General features: G+C 65.6%; 18 protein-coding genes, 1 tRNA gene and 1 pseudogene. 11 read left to right on the forward strand and 9 right to left on the reverse strand.

Annotated elements, in window-relative coordinates; translation table 11 throughout:
• Positions 1 to 18 precede the first annotated feature (18 nt).
• Positions 19 to 1,788: a sensor histidine kinase gene (locus P1K32_RS08010; protein WP_276252144.1), complete on the forward strand. Its 1,770-nt coding sequence runs from the start codon at positions 19 to 21 to the stop codon at positions 1,786 to 1,788.
• Positions 1,789 to 2,199: 411 nt separating this feature from the next.
• Positions 2,200 to 2,274, forward strand: a tRNA-Arg gene (locus tag P1K32_RS08015).
• Between the two features lie 228 nt (positions 2,275 to 2,502).
• On the opposite strand, the gene P1K32_RS08020 is transcribed toward P1K32_RS08015, so the two are convergent.
• Both P1K32_RS08020 and P1K32_RS08025 read right to left on the reverse strand, forming a co-directional pair.
• Positions 2,503 to 3,840, reverse strand: coding sequence for a type IV pilin N-terminal domain-containing protein (locus tag P1K32_RS08020; protein ID WP_276252145.1), 1,338 nt, complete (start codon positions 3,838 to 3,840; stop codon positions 2,503 to 2,505).
• A gap of 68 nt (positions 3,841 to 3,908) precedes the next feature.
• Positions 3,909 to 5,483: a globin-coupled sensor protein gene (locus P1K32_RS08025; RefSeq protein WP_276252146.1), complete on the reverse strand. Its 1,575-nt coding sequence runs from the start codon at positions 5,481 to 5,483 to the stop codon at positions 3,909 to 3,911.
• 255 nt (positions 5,484 to 5,738) lie between these two features.
• Between P1K32_RS08025 and P1K32_RS08030 the strand changes: the two genes are divergently transcribed.
• Entirely contained in the window at positions 5,739 to 6,188 is a 450-nt protein-coding gene (locus P1K32_RS08030; RefSeq protein ID WP_276252147.1) for a TRAM domain-containing protein, read from the forward strand.
• Positions 6,189 to 6,228: 40 nt separating this feature from the next.
• On the forward strand, positions 6,229 to 7,011 hold the full coding sequence (locus tag P1K32_RS08035; protein WP_276252148.1) for an SDR family oxidoreductase: 783 nt from the start codon (positions 6,229 to 6,231) through the stop codon (positions 7,009 to 7,011).
• 328 nt (positions 7,012 to 7,339) lie between these two features.
• Here P1K32_RS08035 and P1K32_RS08040 read toward each other — a convergent pair whose 3' ends face one another.
• Together P1K32_RS08040 and P1K32_RS08045 are read right to left on the reverse strand one after the other, a co-directional pair.
• Positions 7,340 to 7,567, reverse strand: coding sequence for a hypothetical protein (locus tag P1K32_RS08040; RefSeq protein WP_276249227.1), 228 nt, complete (start codon positions 7,565 to 7,567; stop codon positions 7,340 to 7,342).
• A gap of 49 nt (positions 7,568 to 7,616) precedes the next feature.
• On the reverse strand, positions 7,617 to 7,904 hold the full coding sequence (locus P1K32_RS08045) for a DUF7091 family protein (protein WP_276249228.1): 288 nt from the start codon (positions 7,902 to 7,904) through the stop codon (positions 7,617 to 7,619).
• A 169-nt stretch (positions 7,905 to 8,073) separates the two neighbouring features.
• Here P1K32_RS08045 and P1K32_RS08050 point away from each other — a divergent pair, with 169 nt between their 5' ends.
• Positions 8,074 to 9,015, forward strand: coding sequence for a replication factor A (locus P1K32_RS08050; protein WP_276249229.1), 942 nt, complete (start codon positions 8,074 to 8,076; stop codon positions 9,013 to 9,015).
• Positions 9,016 to 9,624, forward strand: a complete 609-nt coding sequence (locus tag P1K32_RS08055; protein ID WP_276249230.1) for an RPA family protein — start codon at positions 9,016 to 9,018, stop codon at positions 9,622 to 9,624. It abuts the gene before it with no gap.
• Here P1K32_RS08055 and P1K32_RS08060 read toward each other — a convergent pair.
• On the reverse strand, positions 9,621 to 10,037 hold the full coding sequence (locus tag P1K32_RS08060; RefSeq protein ID WP_276249231.1) for a VOC family protein: 417 nt from the start codon (positions 10,035 to 10,037) through the stop codon (positions 9,621 to 9,623). The genes P1K32_RS08055 and P1K32_RS08060 overlap by 4 nt on opposite strands.
• A gap of 294 nt (positions 10,038 to 10,331) precedes the next feature.
• Between P1K32_RS08060 and P1K32_RS08065 the strand changes: the two genes are divergently transcribed.
• A complete protein-coding gene (locus tag P1K32_RS08065) occupies positions 10,332 to 10,772 on the forward strand; it encodes a DUF8146 domain-containing protein (RefSeq protein ID WP_220588336.1) in 441 nt (146 codons plus the stop codon).
• A gap of 129 nt (positions 10,773 to 10,901) precedes the next feature.
• A complete protein-coding gene (locus P1K32_RS08070) occupies positions 10,902 to 11,393 on the forward strand; it encodes a hypothetical protein (protein WP_276249232.1) in 492 nt (163 codons plus the stop codon).
• Positions 11,394 to 11,443: 50 nt separating this feature from the next.
• On the opposite strand, the gene P1K32_RS08075 is transcribed toward P1K32_RS08070, so the two are convergent.
• Positions 11,444 to 12,106 (reverse strand): helix-turn-helix domain-containing protein, encoded by a 663-nt coding sequence (locus tag P1K32_RS08075; protein WP_276249233.1) that lies wholly within the window; start codon positions 12,104 to 12,106, stop codon positions 11,444 to 11,446.
• Between the two features lie 86 nt (positions 12,107 to 12,192).
• Here P1K32_RS08075 and P1K32_RS08080 point away from each other — a divergent pair, with 86 nt between their 5' ends.
• A complete protein-coding gene (locus P1K32_RS08080; RefSeq protein ID WP_276249234.1) occupies positions 12,193 to 13,011 on the forward strand; it encodes an SDR family oxidoreductase in 819 nt (272 codons plus the stop codon).
• On the opposite strand, the gene P1K32_RS08085 is transcribed toward P1K32_RS08080, so the two are convergent.
• The 3 genes and pseudogenes from P1K32_RS08085 to P1K32_RS08095 all read right to left on the reverse strand — a co-directional run bounded on the left by P1K32_RS08085 (position 13,004) and on the right by P1K32_RS08095 (position 14,171).
• Positions 13,004 to 13,459, reverse strand: coding sequence for a DUF5814 domain-containing protein (locus tag P1K32_RS08085; protein WP_276249235.1), 456 nt, complete (start codon positions 13,457 to 13,459; stop codon positions 13,004 to 13,006). The two genes, P1K32_RS08080 and P1K32_RS08085, sit on opposite strands and share 8 nt — an antisense overlap.
• Positions 13,460 to 13,508: 49 nt before the next feature.
• A pseudogene (locus P1K32_RS08090) lies at positions 13,509 to 13,676 on the reverse strand (helix-turn-helix domain-containing protein); the annotation flags it as partial.
• Positions 13,677 to 13,703: 27 nt separating this feature from the next.
• A complete protein-coding gene (locus tag P1K32_RS08095) occupies positions 13,704 to 14,171 on the reverse strand; it encodes a hypothetical protein (protein WP_276249236.1) in 468 nt (155 codons plus the stop codon).
• 86 nt (positions 14,172 to 14,257) lie between these two features.
• On the opposite strand from P1K32_RS08095, the gene P1K32_RS08100 reads away from it, so the two are divergent.
• Together P1K32_RS08100 and P1K32_RS08105 are read left to right on the forward strand one after the other, a co-directional pair.
• The gene (locus P1K32_RS08100) at positions 14,258 to 15,298 is read left to right on the forward strand and encodes an ABC transporter ATP-binding protein (protein WP_276249237.1); all 1,041 of its coding nucleotides are present in this window, start codon (positions 14,258 to 14,260) and stop codon (positions 15,296 to 15,298) included.
• The gene (locus P1K32_RS08105) at positions 15,295 to 16,152 is read left to right on the forward strand and encodes an ABC transporter permease (RefSeq protein WP_276249238.1); all 858 of its coding nucleotides are present in this window, start codon (positions 15,295 to 15,297) and stop codon (positions 16,150 to 16,152) included. Before P1K32_RS08100 ends, P1K32_RS08105 begins: the two co-directional genes overlap by 4 nt.
• Positions 16,153 to 16,185 lie beyond the last annotated feature (33 nt).

The following is a 16,185-nucleotide window of genomic DNA, read 5'->3' on the forward strand; positions in this document are numbered from 1 at the left end:
CTTGCAGTATAATGGAGTATGAGCGCGCTCACCCATCCCGTCGTCGTCCTCGGGATGCTCTCGACAGCGCTCGCGCTGCTCATCGCGGGGGTGGCCTGGCAACAGCGAGCGACGCGGGGCGCGCGGACCTACACACTCTTGATGGTCACACTGGCCGTGTGGTCGTCACTGTACGTCGGGCAGTTGCTCCCGCCGACGGTGGCCGGCAAGCGCCCGTGGTTCGTCGCCCGGCACGCGATGAGCCCGCTGTTCGCGATGGCGTTCTGGGTGTTCGCCGCCCAGTACACCGACCGCCGGGAACTGCTCGACCGCCGGCTTCTGGTCCCGCTCGTCGGCGTCGGCGTCGCGTTCGTCGCGCTGGTGCTCCTCAACCCCGGCGAGCTGTACTGGTCGGCGCTCGCGCTCGACTCCATGGGCGAGCTCCGTCTGCTCGAACTCACGCTTGGCCCGCTGTTCTGGCTCAACTGCGTCTACATCTTCGGCGTCGTCGGCGTCGCCCACGTCGTCATCGTCTCCACGTGGAAACGCACCTTCGCCAGCTACCGGCCCCAGCTGCTCGTGATGACGGTCGTCGGCTCCATCGAGTTCGGCCTCTCCGTGCTCTTTCTCTCGGAACACACGACGTTGCTCCCGGCGCTAAACCCCTGGCCTAACGTCCAGCTCATCACCTACGGCGCGACCATCGCCGCCATCCCCATCGGCTGGTCGTACGTCAACGACTTCTTCTTCGACATCCAGCCCCTGGCCCGGCAGGCCGTCATCGAGAGCATGGACGACGCCGTCTACATCGTCGACCGTGAGGGGACGATTCGGTACACGAACCCGCCGGGGAACCGGCTGCTGGGCCGGCCCCCCGACGCCGACGCCCCGACCGAACCCGTCGAGGCGGCCTTTGCCGCCCGGCCGACGCTGTTGTCCTGCTACGAGCAGTCCGTCGCCGGCGCCCCGGTCGCCGACGACACCATCCTCGCCTGCGAGATAGACGGCGACCAGCGCTTCTACGACATCGGCGTCTCGACGATAGAAAACTCCACGGGGGAGGACGCCGGGGTCGTCGTCGTCGCCCGCGACATCACCGAGGAACGCCGCCAGCGCGGCCAGCTCCAGGTCCGCACCGCCCAGCTCGAACGCCAGAACGAACGCCTAGAGGAGTTCGGCCAGTTCGTCTCTCACGACCTGCGCAACCCTATCCAGGTCGCCTCGGGCTACCTCGAACTCGCCCGCGAGACGGAGGACCTCTCCCGGCTCGACGACGTCGACCGCGCCATCCGCCGGATGAGCGAGATGGTCGAGGAGCTGCGCGAGCTGACCACCGTCGACCGCGACAGCCTCGACGCGGACCGCGTCAACGTCGCCAGCGCCGCCCACACCGCCTGGGCCCACGTCGACACCGGCGGCGCCGCCCTGCAGGTCCCCGAGAACGCCATCATTCTCGCCGACATCGACTACCTGCTCCACGTCTTCGAGAACCTTTTTCGAAACGCGATAGAACACGGACGTCCCGACGAGGCCGAAGCGATGCTGGGCGATGGCGGCGGTCTCACTGTCACCGTCGGCCCGCTCGAGGGCGGCGGATTCTTCGTCGAAGACGACGGCGTCGGCATCCCCGAAAACGAACGCGACGCCGTCCTCGACCACGGCTACACCACTACCGACGAGGGCACCGGCCTCGGGATGTCCATCGTCCGCACCATCGCCGACGCCCACGAGTGGACGGTCTCCGTAACGGAGAGCGACGCCGGCGGGGCGCGGTTCGAGTTCCGGAACGTGGACCGGCCCGGGGAGTGAGGGGTCGTGGTTGTGTACGGTGCCGCGGGTGTGAACAGCCAGAAAGCCCCCGGACTCTCGACTACTGCGACTCGCTGCGCGCTTCGCTCACTTCGTTCGCTCCAGTGCTTGCGTCGTCTCGAACGTCGAGAGTCCGGCCCCTTTCAGTCCCACCCAGTGCTGTTTGACCAACCGGCTACGGGTGGACTGAAAGGGGCGGGCTGCTACACGAAGGCGGGCAACGTAAGCACGCGAACGGAGTGAGCGCGCGCAGCGAGCCCCCCGAGTGTAGCAGCCCGGGGCTTTCTGGCTGTTAGTATCGGCCGCTGTCGAGGCGCAGGCAACCCGCGATATTCGCACTGGAGAATTACTGCCCACCGTAGCCGTCCGATTCGCACGGTTTTTGACGGTGCCCTGTTTTATCCCCGATGAGGGCACGTAGCTCAGCCCGGATAGAGCGTCGGACTTCTAATCCGACGGTCGTGGGTTCGAATCCCACCGTGCCCGCTTCTGCGAGGAGCACGAGACGTGACCAACGGGAACGTCTCGCCCGCGACGAGCGAAGCGGCCAGTGGATTCGAACCCTGAAAGCCGCACCCCGGTCGGATACAACGGTGGCATCCGCTCACCGAGGTCCCTGTGCGAACACCACTGTGTCCGCACTGACGCGTCGATTACGTCGACAACCTGCCTACGGCGGCTATGATATGCCAGTCACGTCACGGCAGGTCGTGTTCAGGTGTTGTCGATGACGGTTTCCTGGTACAGTACATCGTTACTGGTGCCTTCTATGATCGCCATTCGAATCTTGACGACCTCTACATCGGAGTTATCGGAATCTATTATGGCCTCCATTCTGTCGCCCGAACTGAAGTCCTCGTCAGAGCCGGTAAAGGCCGTGTACGTGCCCGACGCGCCTCCGACCTTGTGGAACGACGGGTCACCATCAACCGCCGCACTATAGAGGAACGAATCTACTTTGGCCCGTTCTTGGAACACTTCACTGTCGGTCGTGCCGGTCGAAGTGTCTTCTAGCGTATATTCGAGACTGATGTAATTGTCGTAGCCGTCGAAGCTCCCACTGGTGACCTCCATGGTGAGCTTTGACGGGGCGCTCGTACTGTTCACACTGTTGCTGATGGCCAGGCTGCCGTCACCATCGCCGTCGCCGTCGCCATCGCCGTCGCCATCGCCGTCGCCGTCACCATCGTCGTCACCGTCACCGTCGCCATCACCGTCGCCGCCACTGCTTGCGGAGAGTTGACTGCTATAGGTGTCGGAGTAGAGTACCTGTGAGGAGTCGTCGGACGTAGACCGGACGACACTCGTGTCGTAGCCGGCGATTTCGATGTCGCTCTCTCCGCCGCTGAGTGAGACTTTGAACGAGTCCCCTGCGGTCACTTCGTCCCCGTCGATGCTGGGCGTGTACTCGACGTCAACATCCGTGCCGTCGACGGTGACTGTCTTGGTCTTGCTCCCGTCGAGCGACGTCGAGAAACTCGTTGTTTTACTGGCTCCGCTGGCCGTGTCCGCGACGGTCACCTCGACCTCCATTTTCGCGTCACTGGGGTCGAACGATTTCCCGCCGTCGATACTGAACGTGACTTGCTGGTCGTCGACCGTCGAATCGACAGCTGGTGCGGGTGAGCTTTCCTGTTGCTTATCCCCGAATCCGAGCGCGAAGGCTCCGACACCCGCCGCCAGTACGACCGATATGGCGACCAGCAGTATCACGCCGATAACTGGACTCACCCCCCTTTCATTCTCACTCACGAAATTAATATTGCTTTTCATTACTATGCAATTATATATAGGTGCGGTTAATATTTTCCCACACTCTACTGGTGTACTTATAGAAAGTGCGAGGCGAAAACCCACGGCTTTAGCCGTGGGTAGCTCAATCGGGCCACGTGGGGGTCGGTTCCAGCGACGGCACCACCGACCGCTCTGTCGACTGGGGAACGGTCGGACGACCCTCGTCGACCTGCCGACGGCATCGAGAAGAGCTTCGGTGACGTAGCGACCGAAAAAGCCGATATCGCCGTCAGTGAGTCGGTAGCGGGCCAGCCGCACCTCGACTGCCGGGTGCCGATAGTGTCACCGACTCGACGATATTCGGCTGGTGGAGTGGTCGACGCTCCCTAGTTCTCCGTCAACCGACCCACGGCCTGGGAGACTTCCTCTATCGTCGCGGCCTGTTCCTCGTTGGCGGCGGCGATTTGCTCGGCTTCGGCGGCGACGGTGTCGGCCTGGGCGACGAGTTCGTCGAGCATACTCGCGACCTCCTCGGTGCTTGCGGCCTGTTCGTCGGTGGCGTCGGAGACCTCGCGGATGCCCTGGGCGGTCTCGGCGACGGCGTCGGCGATGTCGTCGAGCAGCTCCATCGCCTCGGAGACGCGCTCGACGCCGGCCTCTATCTGTTCGGTCGTCTCGTCCAGGCTCTCGACGGTGTCCTCGGTGTCGGCCTCGATGGCGTGGACGAGCGTCTCTATCTCCTGGGCGCGCTCCTGTGAGTCGCCGGCCAGGGACTTCACCTCGTCGGCGACGACGGCGAAGCCGCTGCCGGCCTCGCCGGCGCGGGCGGCCTCGATGGAGGCGTTCAGCGCGAGGATGTTGGTCTGTTCGGCGATGTCGTTGATGACCTCGACGACGGCGTCGATTTCCCCGACGCGGTCCTGTAGTTCGTCCACGTCGTCGCTTACGTCGTCGACGGCGTCACCGACGTCGTCCATCACGCCCATGGCGTCGTCGGCGGCCGACTGGCCGTCCTCGGCGAGTTCGCGTGCCCGCTGACTGTTGCCCTCGACCTCGCTGGCGCTGGCGGCGACCTCCTCGACGGTGGCGCTCATGTTCGACACCTCGCTGGCGATGGACTGGACGCGTTCGGACTGTTCGCCGGTCAGGTCAGATATCTGCTGGGAGGACTGGGCGACGCCGTCGGAGGACTCTTTGAGCTCGGACATCGGTGCTTCGAGGTCGTCCTCGACCTCCGCGGCGAGCCGTTCGCGCTCCTCGATTTCCGCCTCGAGCTTCTGGCTGTAGGAGTGGATGTACGTGTCCGCGACGACCTGCATGTCCAGATTGATGATGCGCAGGACCGACGTGATATCCTCCCGGAGGTCGGTGACCTCGTCCTCGACCACCGCTTCGACGGCGTCGAGCACGTCCCCGTCTGACACATCTCCGCCGGCTGTGGCGGTGCCGCCGTCCGTCGCGGTGTCCCCGAGTGCGGTCTGCAGCCGCTCGGTGATGCGTTCGCTCGCCCGGTCGGTCAGCAAGGGGAGGATGAGGTCGTAGTAGACCCCGTACTGGCCGATGTAGTGTTTCATCGGCATCTCGAGGATATCGTGGAGCTTGCCGATGCGGGCGCGGTTCTTGAAGTAGTCGTCGTCGTACTCCCCGTCGGCCAGCGTGACGAAATACGCTCGCTGGGTGTCTTTCAGGGCGTCGACGGCTTTGGGCGACCGACTGATGACCTCGACCGTCTCGTCGTACTGCGTGAGGTTCTCGTAGAACGCCTCGGCGATGGCGTCGGCGTTGTCTTCGAACAGCGGCCGGAGCGCCGCCAGTCGCTCCCGGTCGCTGTCGTCGAAGTTCACGAACTCCTTCCGCCACTGAATCTCCGTCCGGTCAAGCCCGATCTCTCGGACGAGCGCGTCGATATCGACCTGGTCGTTCAAGCCGCCCTGGCCGAATCTGGAAGCGTAGTCCGCCATACGAGGACTGAGAGTAATCTATTACTTATACTTATAGCGGCAGTATTCACGTTTGATAGCAGTCTCACCGACAGCGGCGGGGTGGCCGGCCATCTCACTGGGAACCGCCGAGGGTACTGCGAGCGCCTGCCGCTGGCCCCACCACAACCTGGTGTCGGTCAGTGATGCCGTCGACTGCGCGACCGTCTCGGCGTCGCTTCCCGTCCCTTCTGGCAGGTCGCAAGCGTTTTGCCGGCGGCCACTGTACCCCGACGCATGCCCGACTGTCCGCTCGCCGACGACTGCCCGAGCTTCACAGAACGCATCGAGGGGATGGGCTGTACGCACTACGGCGACCGCGGGGGTGCCGAGTGGTGTAACCACTACAACCAGCCCATCTCGGACCTGAAGAGCCAGCCCGTCAAGCCGGGTCAGGAGGTCGTCGTCGAGGTGGACGACATCCACGAGAGCGGGGCCGGCGTCGGCCGGACCGAGGACGGCTTCATCGTCATGGTCGACGGCGTCCTGCCGCCGGCCAGGTCGAAGGTCCAGATAACCAAGGTCCGGTCGAACCACGCGCGGGCGGACGAACTCGAACGGCTCGAACTGGACGAGGACGACGAGGCAGACGGCGACGACGCGGACGAGGGCGGCTATCAGGGCGACGACGATGACGAGGACGACGGCGAGCGCCTGGGCAGCCGCGACAACTTCTGGGGCAGCTAGGGCACCGAGTTTTTTGGCCGACTCGCCCGTCTACTGTGGTATGGACCTCGAACTTGCGGGCAACGCTGTACTGTGTACGGCCGCGACGAGCGGACTCGGACGAGCGAGCGCCGAGCGGTTCGCACGCGAGGGCTGTGACGTGGCCGTCTGTGGGACGACACCGGCCCACGTCGAGGAGACGCGTTCGGCCCTCGAGGATATCGGTGACGGCGACGTCCTGGCCGTCGAGGCCGACATCACCGACCCGGACGAGGTCGAAGCCTTCGTCGAGGAGACCGTCGAGACCTTCGGCGGCCTGGACCACGTCGTCACGAGCGCCGGCGGGCCCGAGCCGGGGCCGTTCATCGAGACGACCGAGCGCGAGTGGTACACCGCCTACGACCTGCTGGTGATGAGCGTCGTCTGGACGACTCGCCACGCCTACCCCTACCTCAAAGAGTCCGACGCCGGCACTATCGTCAACATCACCTCCCGGTCGGTCCGGGAGGTCATCGACGACCTCGTCCTCTCGAACTCGGTACGGCGAGCGGTCATCGGGCTGATGAAGACCCAGGCCCGCGAGTTCGCCCCCGAGGTCCGGGTCAACGCGGTGCTCCCTGGGGCCCACGAGACACCGCGTATCGAGGAGCTCGTCGAGGCCGCTGTTTCCCGCGGGGAGTACGACTCCTACGAGGAGGGCATCGCGGCGTGGGCCGACGCGCCGCTGGGCCGGGTCGGACAGCCCGAGGAACTCGGCGACGTAGTGGCGTATCTGTCCTCGGCCCGGTCGTCGTATGTCACCGGGACCGCGCTGCCGGTTGATGGTGGGGCGATGAGAAGCTAGGGCGACTCCGAGCAGCGCGAGGAGTCTCCAGGCGACGCGGGGAGCGAAGCGACCCGCGGAGCATAGCGAGGTTCTGAGCGCAGCGAAGAACCTCGGCGGAACGGGGAGAGCGAGGCGTGACCGGAGGACGCCTCGATCGCAAACGGAGAGGGGCCTCCGGTCCCGCAAGCAGTCGAGCGGCGGTGCCGCCCGACGACGGCGACCCACGGGAGCCGTGGAGCACAGCGGGACATCGCTGAACGACGAAGCTGAAGCGACCCACAGCAGCTCTGCGGTTCACTCCGTTCACCGCGTCGCGTTCGAGGTTTCGACCGGGGGCGAAACCTCGCTATTGAGGCGGCTGGAATCGGTCCCGAGCCGACCCGGTCCCGGTCGCGAGCTGCCAGACCAGCACGCCGAGACAGACGAGCGCGACGGCGGCCGTGGCGATGTACCCGACGCTGTCGACGGCAAACAGCTGCTCGGGAAAGAGCGCGGCCAGGACGAGCAGGCCGACAGCGGAGAAGCCGACTAGCAGCGGCACGACGGTGAGCCAGAACTGCCGGAGAACGCCCATACGCCGCCAGAAGTCGCCAGCGGTAATGACGGTTTTGTCCGCTCGACTGTCACCACGTCTCGATACTGCCGGCCTCGATGTCCTCCACACAGCCCTGGCAGTCGGGGTGGTCGGGGTCGAAACACTCGGGCCGTGCCTGCTCGTCGAGCGAGACCGCGCGGCGGTCGGCGTGGCGACGACAGACGATTCTGGCGCGACCATCGTCGTCGCGTGGGAGCCCGGCCATCGCGGCTCGCTTCCCGTCGCTGTAGGCGCGTTTGGCCTCGGAGAGCTGGTTCCCGACCGACCTGATGGTTCCGCTGATAAAGCGCTCCAGCCGGGCGTCGTCGTCGGCCATACCCACGCTATCGGCCGACGCCAAATCAATCTTCCCGACGGGGCCACGTGGCACCCAGATGGCCGTCCCGGACTTTCACTTTCGCCACGCCAGACGAGAGTTTATAACCGAACGCGACCAACCGTCGATTGTCTCCCACCGAAAAACAAAGCGGAGACAGTGAAAGCCAATGTCAGAGACAGATTTGCGTACCCACGCTGAAGAGATACACGAGCAGTTTACCGACCAGCTCGACATCGACGTCGACGACGTCGAGGAGCGCCTCGACACGCTGGTCAACGAGTACAAGGTGCCCGCGAGCGAGGCCCGCCGGAGCGTCGTCAACACGTACTTAGACGAGGCCGGGATGGAGCGCGACCAGCTCGGCGGCGGTGGCGGCGGCAACGAACAGGTCGACCTGGCGGACGTCGACGCCCCCGAGGAGTGGGTCGACGTCCGCGCGACGGTCGTCGAGCTGTGGGACCCCCGCGCCGACGCCGTGGCCCAGGTCGGGCTGCTTGGCGACGAGACGGGCACTATCAAGTTCACCAAGTGGTCCAAATCCGACCTGCCCGAACTGGAGGAGGGCAAATCTTACAGCCTTCGCAACGTCGTCACCGACGAGTACCAGGGCCGTTTTTCGGTCAAACTCAACCGGACGACGACTATCGAGGAGCTGGACGAGGAAATCGAGGTCGGCGACGACAGCGTCGAGGTCGAGGGCGCGCTGGTGGACATCCAGTCGGGCTCGGGGCTCATCAAGCGCTGTCCGGAGGAGGAGTGCACCCGCGTCCTCCAGAACGGCCGCTGCAGCGAGCACGGCGAGGTCGAAGGGGAGTTCGACCTCCGTATCAAGGGCGTGCTCGACGACGGCCAGGAGGTCACAGAGGTCATCTTCGACGAGGAAGCCACCGAGAAACTCACCGGAATCACGCTGGAGGAGGCAAAAGAGATGGCGATGGACGCGCTCGACACGACGGTCGTCGCCGACGAGATGCGCGCCGATATCCTCGGGCGCTACTACAGGGTCACCGGCCCGACGTTCGGTCGCTACGTCCTGGCGGACGACCAGGAGCGACTGACCGGGACCGTGGATGCGGACGAACTACTCATCAAAGCGAGGTCGATATAGATGGCTACTACCCCAACCCGCGAAGTCGCCCGACGCGTCTTCGCCCGCGAGTTCAACGACGCGAGTTACACGTTCAAGGAATCCGACGACGACCGAGCGCCGGTGTACGTCCTGTTGCCGACCGGCCAGCGCGCCAACCGGGTGTTCCTCGTCGGCACCCTCACGGAAACCGAAGACGTCGGCGAGGACAGCGAGTACTGGCAGGGCCGGGTCGTCGACCCGAACGGCGATACGTTCTTCATGTACGCCGGGCAGTACCAGCCCGACGCGGCCTCGATGCTGCGCGAGCTGGAGCCGCCAGCGTACGTCTCCGTCGTGGGCAAACCACGGACCTACGAGACCGACGAGGGCGACGTGAACGTCTCCGTCCGTCCGGAGTCCATCTCGCAGGTCGACGAGGCCACCCGCGACCGCTGGGTCGTCGAGGCGGCCGAGCGTACGTTAGAGCGCATCCGCCGGTTCAATGAGGCAGACCCGGAGGACCCGGACATCGACGAGTACATCCAGATGGCTCACGAGGAGTACGGCGACGACGTCGAGCCGTACCGCCAGTCCGTGGTCGGGGCCCTCGAGAGCATGGAAGACGCCGCGGAAGCCAGCGCCGACTAGAGTTCGAGCAGTTCGACCAGCGTCCCGTCCGGGTCCCGGACGAACAGGATGCGCGTCCCGCTCTCGGTCGTCTGCGGTTCGGCGATAGTTTCCACCCCGCCGGAGAGTTCTTCGTACACTGCATCGAGGTCCTCGACTTCCAGCCCCAGATGGGTCGCTCCGGGCTGGTTGAGGCCGCCCTCGGGGCGCTCGTCGCCTTCGGGCGTGTACTCGACGAGTTCGACGCGGGCGTCACCGGCGTCCAGGTGGACGAACTCGGCGCTCGCGCCGTCGATACCGACGCCGGTGGCGAAGGCCTCGCCGCCGACGGCGAACTCGCTCAGGACGTCGAGCCCGAGCGTGTCCCGGTAGAAGGCGACGGCGCGGTCGAGATTGCTGACGGTGATAGCGTAGTGGTGTGCTGTGGGGTCCATACCGGACGCTCTTTTCCCGCTGGTAAACAGTTTGGCGTGTTTTCGTCGGCCGTGTTTAGTCAGGAGATTTGGAGTTCAAACAGCCAGAAAGCCCCGGCTGGCTCCGGTCGAGGGCCTCGCTGCGGTCCTCACTACGTTGCGGTCCTTGCGTCGGCCGTCGTCCCGGAGCCAGCCGCCCCTTTCTGGCTCTCCGAACCAATCTCTGCTAAAGTAAACACTGCCGTTTTCGTCTGCTGTGCCGTGCGAGCGTCTGACAAACCATTAAATACGATGAGAGACGAATAGGTCACAACCATGGGGAACAAAAACAAGACTATCTCGTTCCGGGTCAGCGAGGACAAGTTCGAGACGCTCCGGGAGATCGCCGAGGAGCGCGACATCTCGCTGTCGGCGGTCTTTCGCGACTACGTCGACACGCTCGTCGACCACGACGGCCAGGTGACGGTCGCGCCGGACCACGAGATAGAGGCCGCGACGACCGAGGAGACCAGTTCCGAGAGCTTCCCGCCGAAAGTCGAGGTCCCGAAGAGTTTCGTCCGCGAGCACGAGCGCCTCGAACTGGAGGCCGAGCATCTCCGCGAGCAACTGGAAGAGCACAAGCGCTACGTCACGAAGCTGCGCACCCAGCTAGACGAGATGGACCAGGACGAGGTCATCCATCTCGAAGACCTAGACGAGGGCGAAGAGGAGGAGGACGCCTCCTACCGCATCGGTAGCTTCGACGACGAGTTCTAATCTTTCTCGCGATTCCGACAGCTCGCTCTGGGGAGGGACCGCAGTGTTTTATTCGAGTGTCTATCTACAGAAAATATAGCTGAAGGTTCGTTTTTCGCTGCGATAGGGACGCTGATACCCGGTCTCGTGATGCTGAGCTCCGGGTTCGGTCTCCGCCCGACCGACCGTCTCGACTCCGCCGGGCGGGCTGATATCGTCGCCGGATGCGTGCTGAGCAGCTACGCGGCGCTCGCGCTGCTGGTCGCGCGGGGCGAATACTGGGTTTTCTCTCCGTATTTCTATCTCTTTTTCGTCGTGGGGTTCCTACTGTTCCGCCAGTACTACCTGGTCGTCAGCCCTGCTGACCGGCGCCAGCGAGACGCCATCAACGCAGCCATCGTGGGCGTTCCGGGCGCGGCGGCGATGGTCGGGCTGCTCGTCTCGACGGATGCCATGTTCGGGCTATTTCTGACCGCTATCCCGGCAACCCTCGCTGGCTGTGGGTTGCTTCTCCGAGACGCTGCCGGGGCTTTCCGCGGCGAGGCTGTCTACGTTCGTGACGTGACCGCCGCGCTACTGTCACTCTTGCTGGGACCGATGTGGCTGTTTCTGGCGTTGACTGCGATTATCCCGGGACAGTAGCGGTTTGACCGACCAGCTAAACTCGGGTTCTGCTATCCCGGCCCGACTCGCTACTGTCGCGCGATGACTGACTGGATGACCTTCCGTTCCCCTTTCCGCAGGTGTTCGGCCGCTGTACTCGGCGCACAGGAAAGCGCCGCGGCGACGTCTTCCTGGTCGGATTCTCGCGGGATGGCGTAGTAGCCCAGTTCCAGCGCGGTTTCGAGGGCCGCCTGCTGGCGCTCGCTCAGGTAGCTCTCGGTGACCTGCGGGAGCCCGGTCAGGCCGCCGACGGACTGGACGGTGGCCTCGACCGGGTCCGGCACCGACTCGATGGCGTGCTGTATCACCTCGGCCGGTCCGAAGGCGGACATCGACACCGTCCCGTCCGCGTGGTAGACGATAGGTGGCACGACGACGAGCCCGCGGTAGCTGACGGGCTCGAACGTCGCCCGCGAGGTCGGCGTCATCTCGTCGAAGATGTACGCGTAAAAGGCGTCGTCGCCGGCGGGCTCCAGTTCGTAGTCGATGACTGCCTCGATGTCGCTTGCCGCCGCGTCGTAGGCGTCGATGTCGCCGACGACGTAGTGGAGTATCCCCAGCGTTCCGTCCGCCCAGTTCCACTGCAGCGCGGTCGCCCGCTCGATGTAGGGGGCGTTCATGAGCACGTCGAACATCGGGTGAATCTCGGATTCGCGGCCGCCGGCGTCGAGCTCCAGCCGGACGTGTTTCATAGCCGAACGTTCCAGCGACGGCTCACTTAAACCCACCGTGCAAGTCCGGCAGGACCGACTCCTGGCACCGGGCAGTACGTCGAGATATGCAGACACTGGTGACAGGTGCGACGGGGACGCTCGGAACGGCACTCGTCTCACGGCTGCAGGCCGCAGGACACGAGGTCAGGGCGGCCAGCCGGTCGCCGCCCGCGGACGGGACCGCCGACTGGGTCGAACTGGACCTCGCGAGCGGCGACGGCCTCCCGGCCGCCCTGGAGGGTGTCGACGCTGTCGTCCACGCCGCGACGGCGCCGACGGGCGACACCAAGGCGGTCGATGTCGAGGGAACGAGACGGCTGCTCGAGGCGGCGGCCGACGCCGCCGTCGAGAACGTGGTCTACCCCTCCATCGTCGGCATCGAGTCGATTCCGTACTCCTACTACGAGCACAAACTCGCGGCCGAACGCGTCATCGAGGATAGCGACGTGCCACACACGATCTTGCGGGCGACGCAGTTCCACGAGTTCGTCGCCGACAGCTTCGACACGCTGTCGAAGCTGCCGGTGTGGCCACTGCCGACCGAGATGCGGATACAGCCGGTCGCCGTCGGTGAGGTCGCCGACGTGCTCGTCGAGGCGGCAGTTCCCGACCCGCGCGGGCGGATGGCGCCGATGGGCGGCCCCGAGGTCCACTCCGTCGGCGCCCTGGCTCGGGGCTACCGGACGGCAAAGGGACTGCGCCGTCCCGTCGTTCGGCTTCCGATACCCACCGCGACGTTCCGGGCCTTCCGGGACGGCGAGGCCACCTGTCCGGACCGGGCGGTCGGCACTGTCACCTGGCAGGAGTGGCTGCAGGCGGATGGTTTCTCATCGGGGACGCCGACTTCGGCGTCCGGGTCCGGCTCGCCCGCTGACACTACCTGACGAGGTGATTCCGTCGCTCGCCGGCCAGGCGCTCTATCTCGCGGTTGCCGTCGACGCCCGCGAGCGTCTCGATGGCTTCGAGCGTGCGGACGCTGTCGTCCAGAAAGGAGAGGATGTCGCCGGGGTAGGCATACAGCATGTAGTCGTCGGTCATCACGTCGACGATGGCGTCGGGGCCAAGGCCCTGCTCGCGCAGCTCCAGCAGGTAGCTGACGAACTTCCGTTCCGGGCAGCCACAGTGGGGGGCGGCCTGGCAGTCACAGTCCATGAAGTCCTCCGCGAAATCGAGCACCCGCTCGCGGGAGGCGTCGTCGAGTTTCGCCAGCCCCTCGCCCTGGAAGAGGATATCGAGCGTCGCTCCCTTGAACGCCCCCTTGGGGAAGCTCGTCTCCAGCTGGGAGGCGAGTTGCTGGTGATTCTTGACGTATATCTTGTCTGTGATGGCCACGCGTGGGCGTTCGTAGTCGCTGCCGGAGTAAAAGCGTCTCGGGACGCCCTCAGAACGCCGCCAGCACGGCCCGCATCACCTTCGATTCGGCCTTCCGGAGGTGGGTGCCGGCGGTCTGGGGCGAGCAGTCGAGTACCTCGGCCACGTCGGCCTGGGTCGCCCCGCGGGGCTGGTCGTAGTAGCCCAGTTCCAGCGCGGCTTCGACGGCCTCGCGCTGGCGCTCGGAAAGTGTGGTCGCCGGTTCCTAGAGTGTTCCGCGGAACCGCCCGATTTCCTTGACCTCGATGTCGAAGACCTCGGGCATATCTGCGAAGGCACGCTGTAATGCCTCGGGATCGCCGACGACGCGACCGTGCATGGCTCCGTCGCGATATATCATCGGCGTCCGGAAGACGAACCCCGACAGCGGGTCCGCCCGGTGAAGCGCGTCGAACAGTGACGTTTCGAGGGGGCGCATCACCAGCAGGGCGTAGCTCGGCCCCTCGTCGTAGTCGGCCACCTCGACCGATTCGACGCCGGGCGTCTCGGCGGCCCCCGACGCGAAGGCGTCGGTGTCGCCGTCGATGGCGAACAGGAACGTCTCGACGCCGTCGACCGTCGTGTTCACTTCCAGCACTCGTGCCTCCTCGATGGCGTCGGAATTCGCCAGGAGATTGAAGAAGGTCGGCGCCGCCTCGGGGTCGATGCGGGCCGTCGCCCGAATTGTCCGCATGTACTGTGGCCCGCGAGCCCAGTACATAAACCCCACTTCTATACCCCACAGCAGCTACTCGGCCGTGTCCACGCTCGTATACGGTGATGTCATCGAACGCAGCACGACAGGACGCGACAGCGGACAGCCAGGGGCCGCCGGCAGTCGACAGCGAGGGGCTCTCGCTGACCTACGCCGACGGTACCGAGGCCGTCCGGGACGTCTCGCTCACGATTCCGCGCGGGGAGTTCTTCGGCTTCCTCGGACCCAACGGCGCGGGCAAGACGACGACTATCAAGCTGCTCTCGACGCTGCTCGCCCCCACCGGTGGGACGGCGCGCATCAACGGCTACGACGTGGTCGACGAGCGCTCCGCCGTCCGTGGAACCGTCGGCTACATGGCCCAGCATATCAGCGTCGACACGGAGCTCACCGCCCGCGAGAACCTCCGGTTCGCCTGTGAGGCCTACGGCGTGACCGGCGGTGACCGCATCGACGAACTGCTGGACCTCGTGGACCTCGCCGACGTGGCCGACACCCCCGCAGGCAACTTCTCCGGTGGGATGCAAAAGCGCCTCGACGCCGCGATGGCGCTCGTCCACGACCCGGCGCTCGTCTTCCTCGACGAACCCACCACCGGGCTGGACCCGAAGGCCCGCAACCGCCTGTGGGACTACTTCGAGCGCATCAACGACGCGGGCACCACGATTTTCCTCACGACGCAGTACCTGGAGGAGGCAGACGCTTTATGTGACCGGCTCGCGGTCATCCGCGACGGCGAACTCGTCGCAGACGACTCGCCGTCGGCGCTGAAACGCCGCCTCGGTCCGTCCAGACTCACTATCGACGTCGCGGGCGGTCAAGAGGCCGCCGAGAACGCCGCACGGGCCGCCCGCCAGAGCGGCCTGGTGACCGACGAGACCGTCCTCGAGACGACCGCCGACGGGCTGGACGTCGCCACGCCTGCCCCGACCGAGGACGGCCCCGACCTCCTGGTGGCGCTCCGGGACGCCGGCGTCTCGGTCACCGGATTCGATATCGAGAAAGCCACACTCGACGACGTGTTCCTCGCTATCGCCGACGACGGGACGACGGGACTCGACGTGGAGCGCCCACAGCCGACGGCCGCCGCGGGGGAGTCGGCATGAGCGCCGCCACACCCGACCGTCCCACGCCGGCGGGCAACGGCCTCCCGAGAGACGTCTGGGTCAATTTCAAGCGCTGGTCCCGGAAGGCGATGCGGAACCCGACAGCCTTCTTCCTCGAAATCGCCGTCGGCGTCCTCTCACTGCTGTTGTTCTCGGCGGTGTTCGGCGACGTAGGCGAACTCGCACTCGAAGCGGCGGGGTACGGCGGCGTGGAGTATCTGACCTACCTGGTCCCAGCGGTGTTCATGCAGGCGACGATGGGTTCTGCTTTCACGTCCGGCGTGGGGCTGGTCGGGGACCTGGAGAGCGGGATGTTCGAGAAGGTCACCGTCACGCCGATGGGGTGGACCGCCGTGTTGCTGGGGAAGGCAGCAGCTGACCTGTTGCGTATCCTCGTCCAGGTGGTGGTCGTCCTCGCGCTGGCTGTCGCGCTGGGGGCGTCCGTCGAGACCGGTGTCTCGGGCGTGGTCGGAATCGCGGCCGTCTGTCTGCTCGTCGGCCTGCTGTTCATGTCCGTCGCCAACATCCTCGGCGTGCTCGTCCGCGACGAGGAGGCCATCAACGCCGCCTCGATGCTGTTCATGTTCCCCTTGCTCTTCCTCTCACCGGCCTATATCCCGGTCGCCGACGACGTCGCGTGGCTCGCTCGACTTAACCCGATAACCTACGGCGTCGACGCGACTCGTGCGCTCGTGCTGGGTGAGGACGTCTCGACGGTACTCTCCGTGACCCGCTTCGGCGGTATCTACGACACACTCGTCCCGTCGGTGGCGATACTCGTCGGGCTGAACGTCCTCGTCGGCGCCCTCGCCGTCTGGGTCCTTCGGCGGGCCAGTAGCGCCGACGCCGGCTGATACTACCGGCTGTTCCAAACTGACGGAATCCGC

The sequence above is a fragment of the Haloarcula rara genome, assembly GCF_029338235.1.
In the GTDB taxonomy this organism is placed as follows: domain Archaea; phylum Halobacteriota; class Halobacteria; order Halobacteriales; family Haloarculaceae; genus Haloarcula; species Haloarcula rara.

Excerpts from the sequence above, each read along its gene's own strand:
- P1K32_RS08030 (WP_276252147.1), top strand. The coding sequence starts at position 5,739 with ATGCCCGACTGTCCGCTCGCCGACGACTGCCCGAGCTTCACAGAACGC.
- P1K32_RS08075 (WP_276249233.1), bottom strand. The coding sequence starts at position 12,106 with ATGAAACACGTCCGGCTGGAGCTCGACGCCGGCGGCCGCGAATCCGAG.
- P1K32_RS08025 (WP_276252146.1), bottom strand. The coding sequence starts at position 5,483 with ATGGCGGACTACGCTTCCAGATTCGGCCAGGGCGGCTTGAACGACCAG.
- P1K32_RS08010 (WP_276252144.1), top strand. The coding sequence starts at position 19 with ATGAGCGCGCTCACCCATCCCGTCGTCGTCCTCGGGATGCTCTCGACA.
- P1K32_RS08040 (WP_276249227.1), bottom strand. The coding sequence starts at position 7,567 with ATGGGCGTTCTCCGGCAGTTCTGGCTCACCGTCGTGCCGCTGCTAGTC.
- P1K32_RS08055 (WP_276249230.1), top strand. The coding sequence starts at position 9,016 with ATGGCTACTACCCCAACCCGCGAAGTCGCCCGACGCGTCTTCGCCCGC.
- P1K32_RS08065 (WP_220588336.1), top strand. The coding sequence starts at position 10,332 with ATGGGGAACAAAAACAAGACTATCTCGTTCCGGGTCAGCGAGGACAAG.
- P1K32_RS08070 (WP_276249232.1), top strand. The coding sequence starts at position 10,902 with ATGCTGAGCTCCGGGTTCGGTCTCCGCCCGACCGACCGTCTCGACTCC.
- P1K32_RS08045 (WP_276249228.1), bottom strand. The coding sequence starts at position 7,904 with ATGGCCGACGACGACGCCCGGCTGGAGCGCTTTATCAGCGGAACCATC.
- P1K32_RS08100 (WP_276249237.1), top strand. The coding sequence starts at position 14,258 with ATGTCATCGAACGCAGCACGACAGGACGCGACAGCGGACAGCCAGGGG.
- P1K32_RS08050 (WP_276249229.1), top strand. The coding sequence starts at position 8,074 with ATGTCAGAGACAGATTTGCGTACCCACGCTGAAGAGATACACGAGCAG.
- P1K32_RS08060 (WP_276249231.1), bottom strand. The coding sequence starts at position 10,037 with ATGGACCCCACAGCACACCACTACGCTATCACCGTCAGCAATCTCGAC.
- P1K32_RS08035 (WP_276252148.1), top strand. The coding sequence starts at position 6,229 with ATGGACCTCGAACTTGCGGGCAACGCTGTACTGTGTACGGCCGCGACG.
- P1K32_RS08105 (WP_276249238.1), top strand. The coding sequence starts at position 15,295 with ATGAGCGCCGCCACACCCGACCGTCCCACGCCGGCGGGCAACGGCCTC.
- P1K32_RS08080 (WP_276249234.1), top strand. The coding sequence starts at position 12,193 with ATGCAGACACTGGTGACAGGTGCGACGGGGACGCTCGGAACGGCACTC.
- P1K32_RS08095 (WP_276249236.1), bottom strand. The coding sequence starts at position 14,171 with ATGCGGACAATTCGGGCGACGGCCCGCATCGACCCCGAGGCGGCGCCG.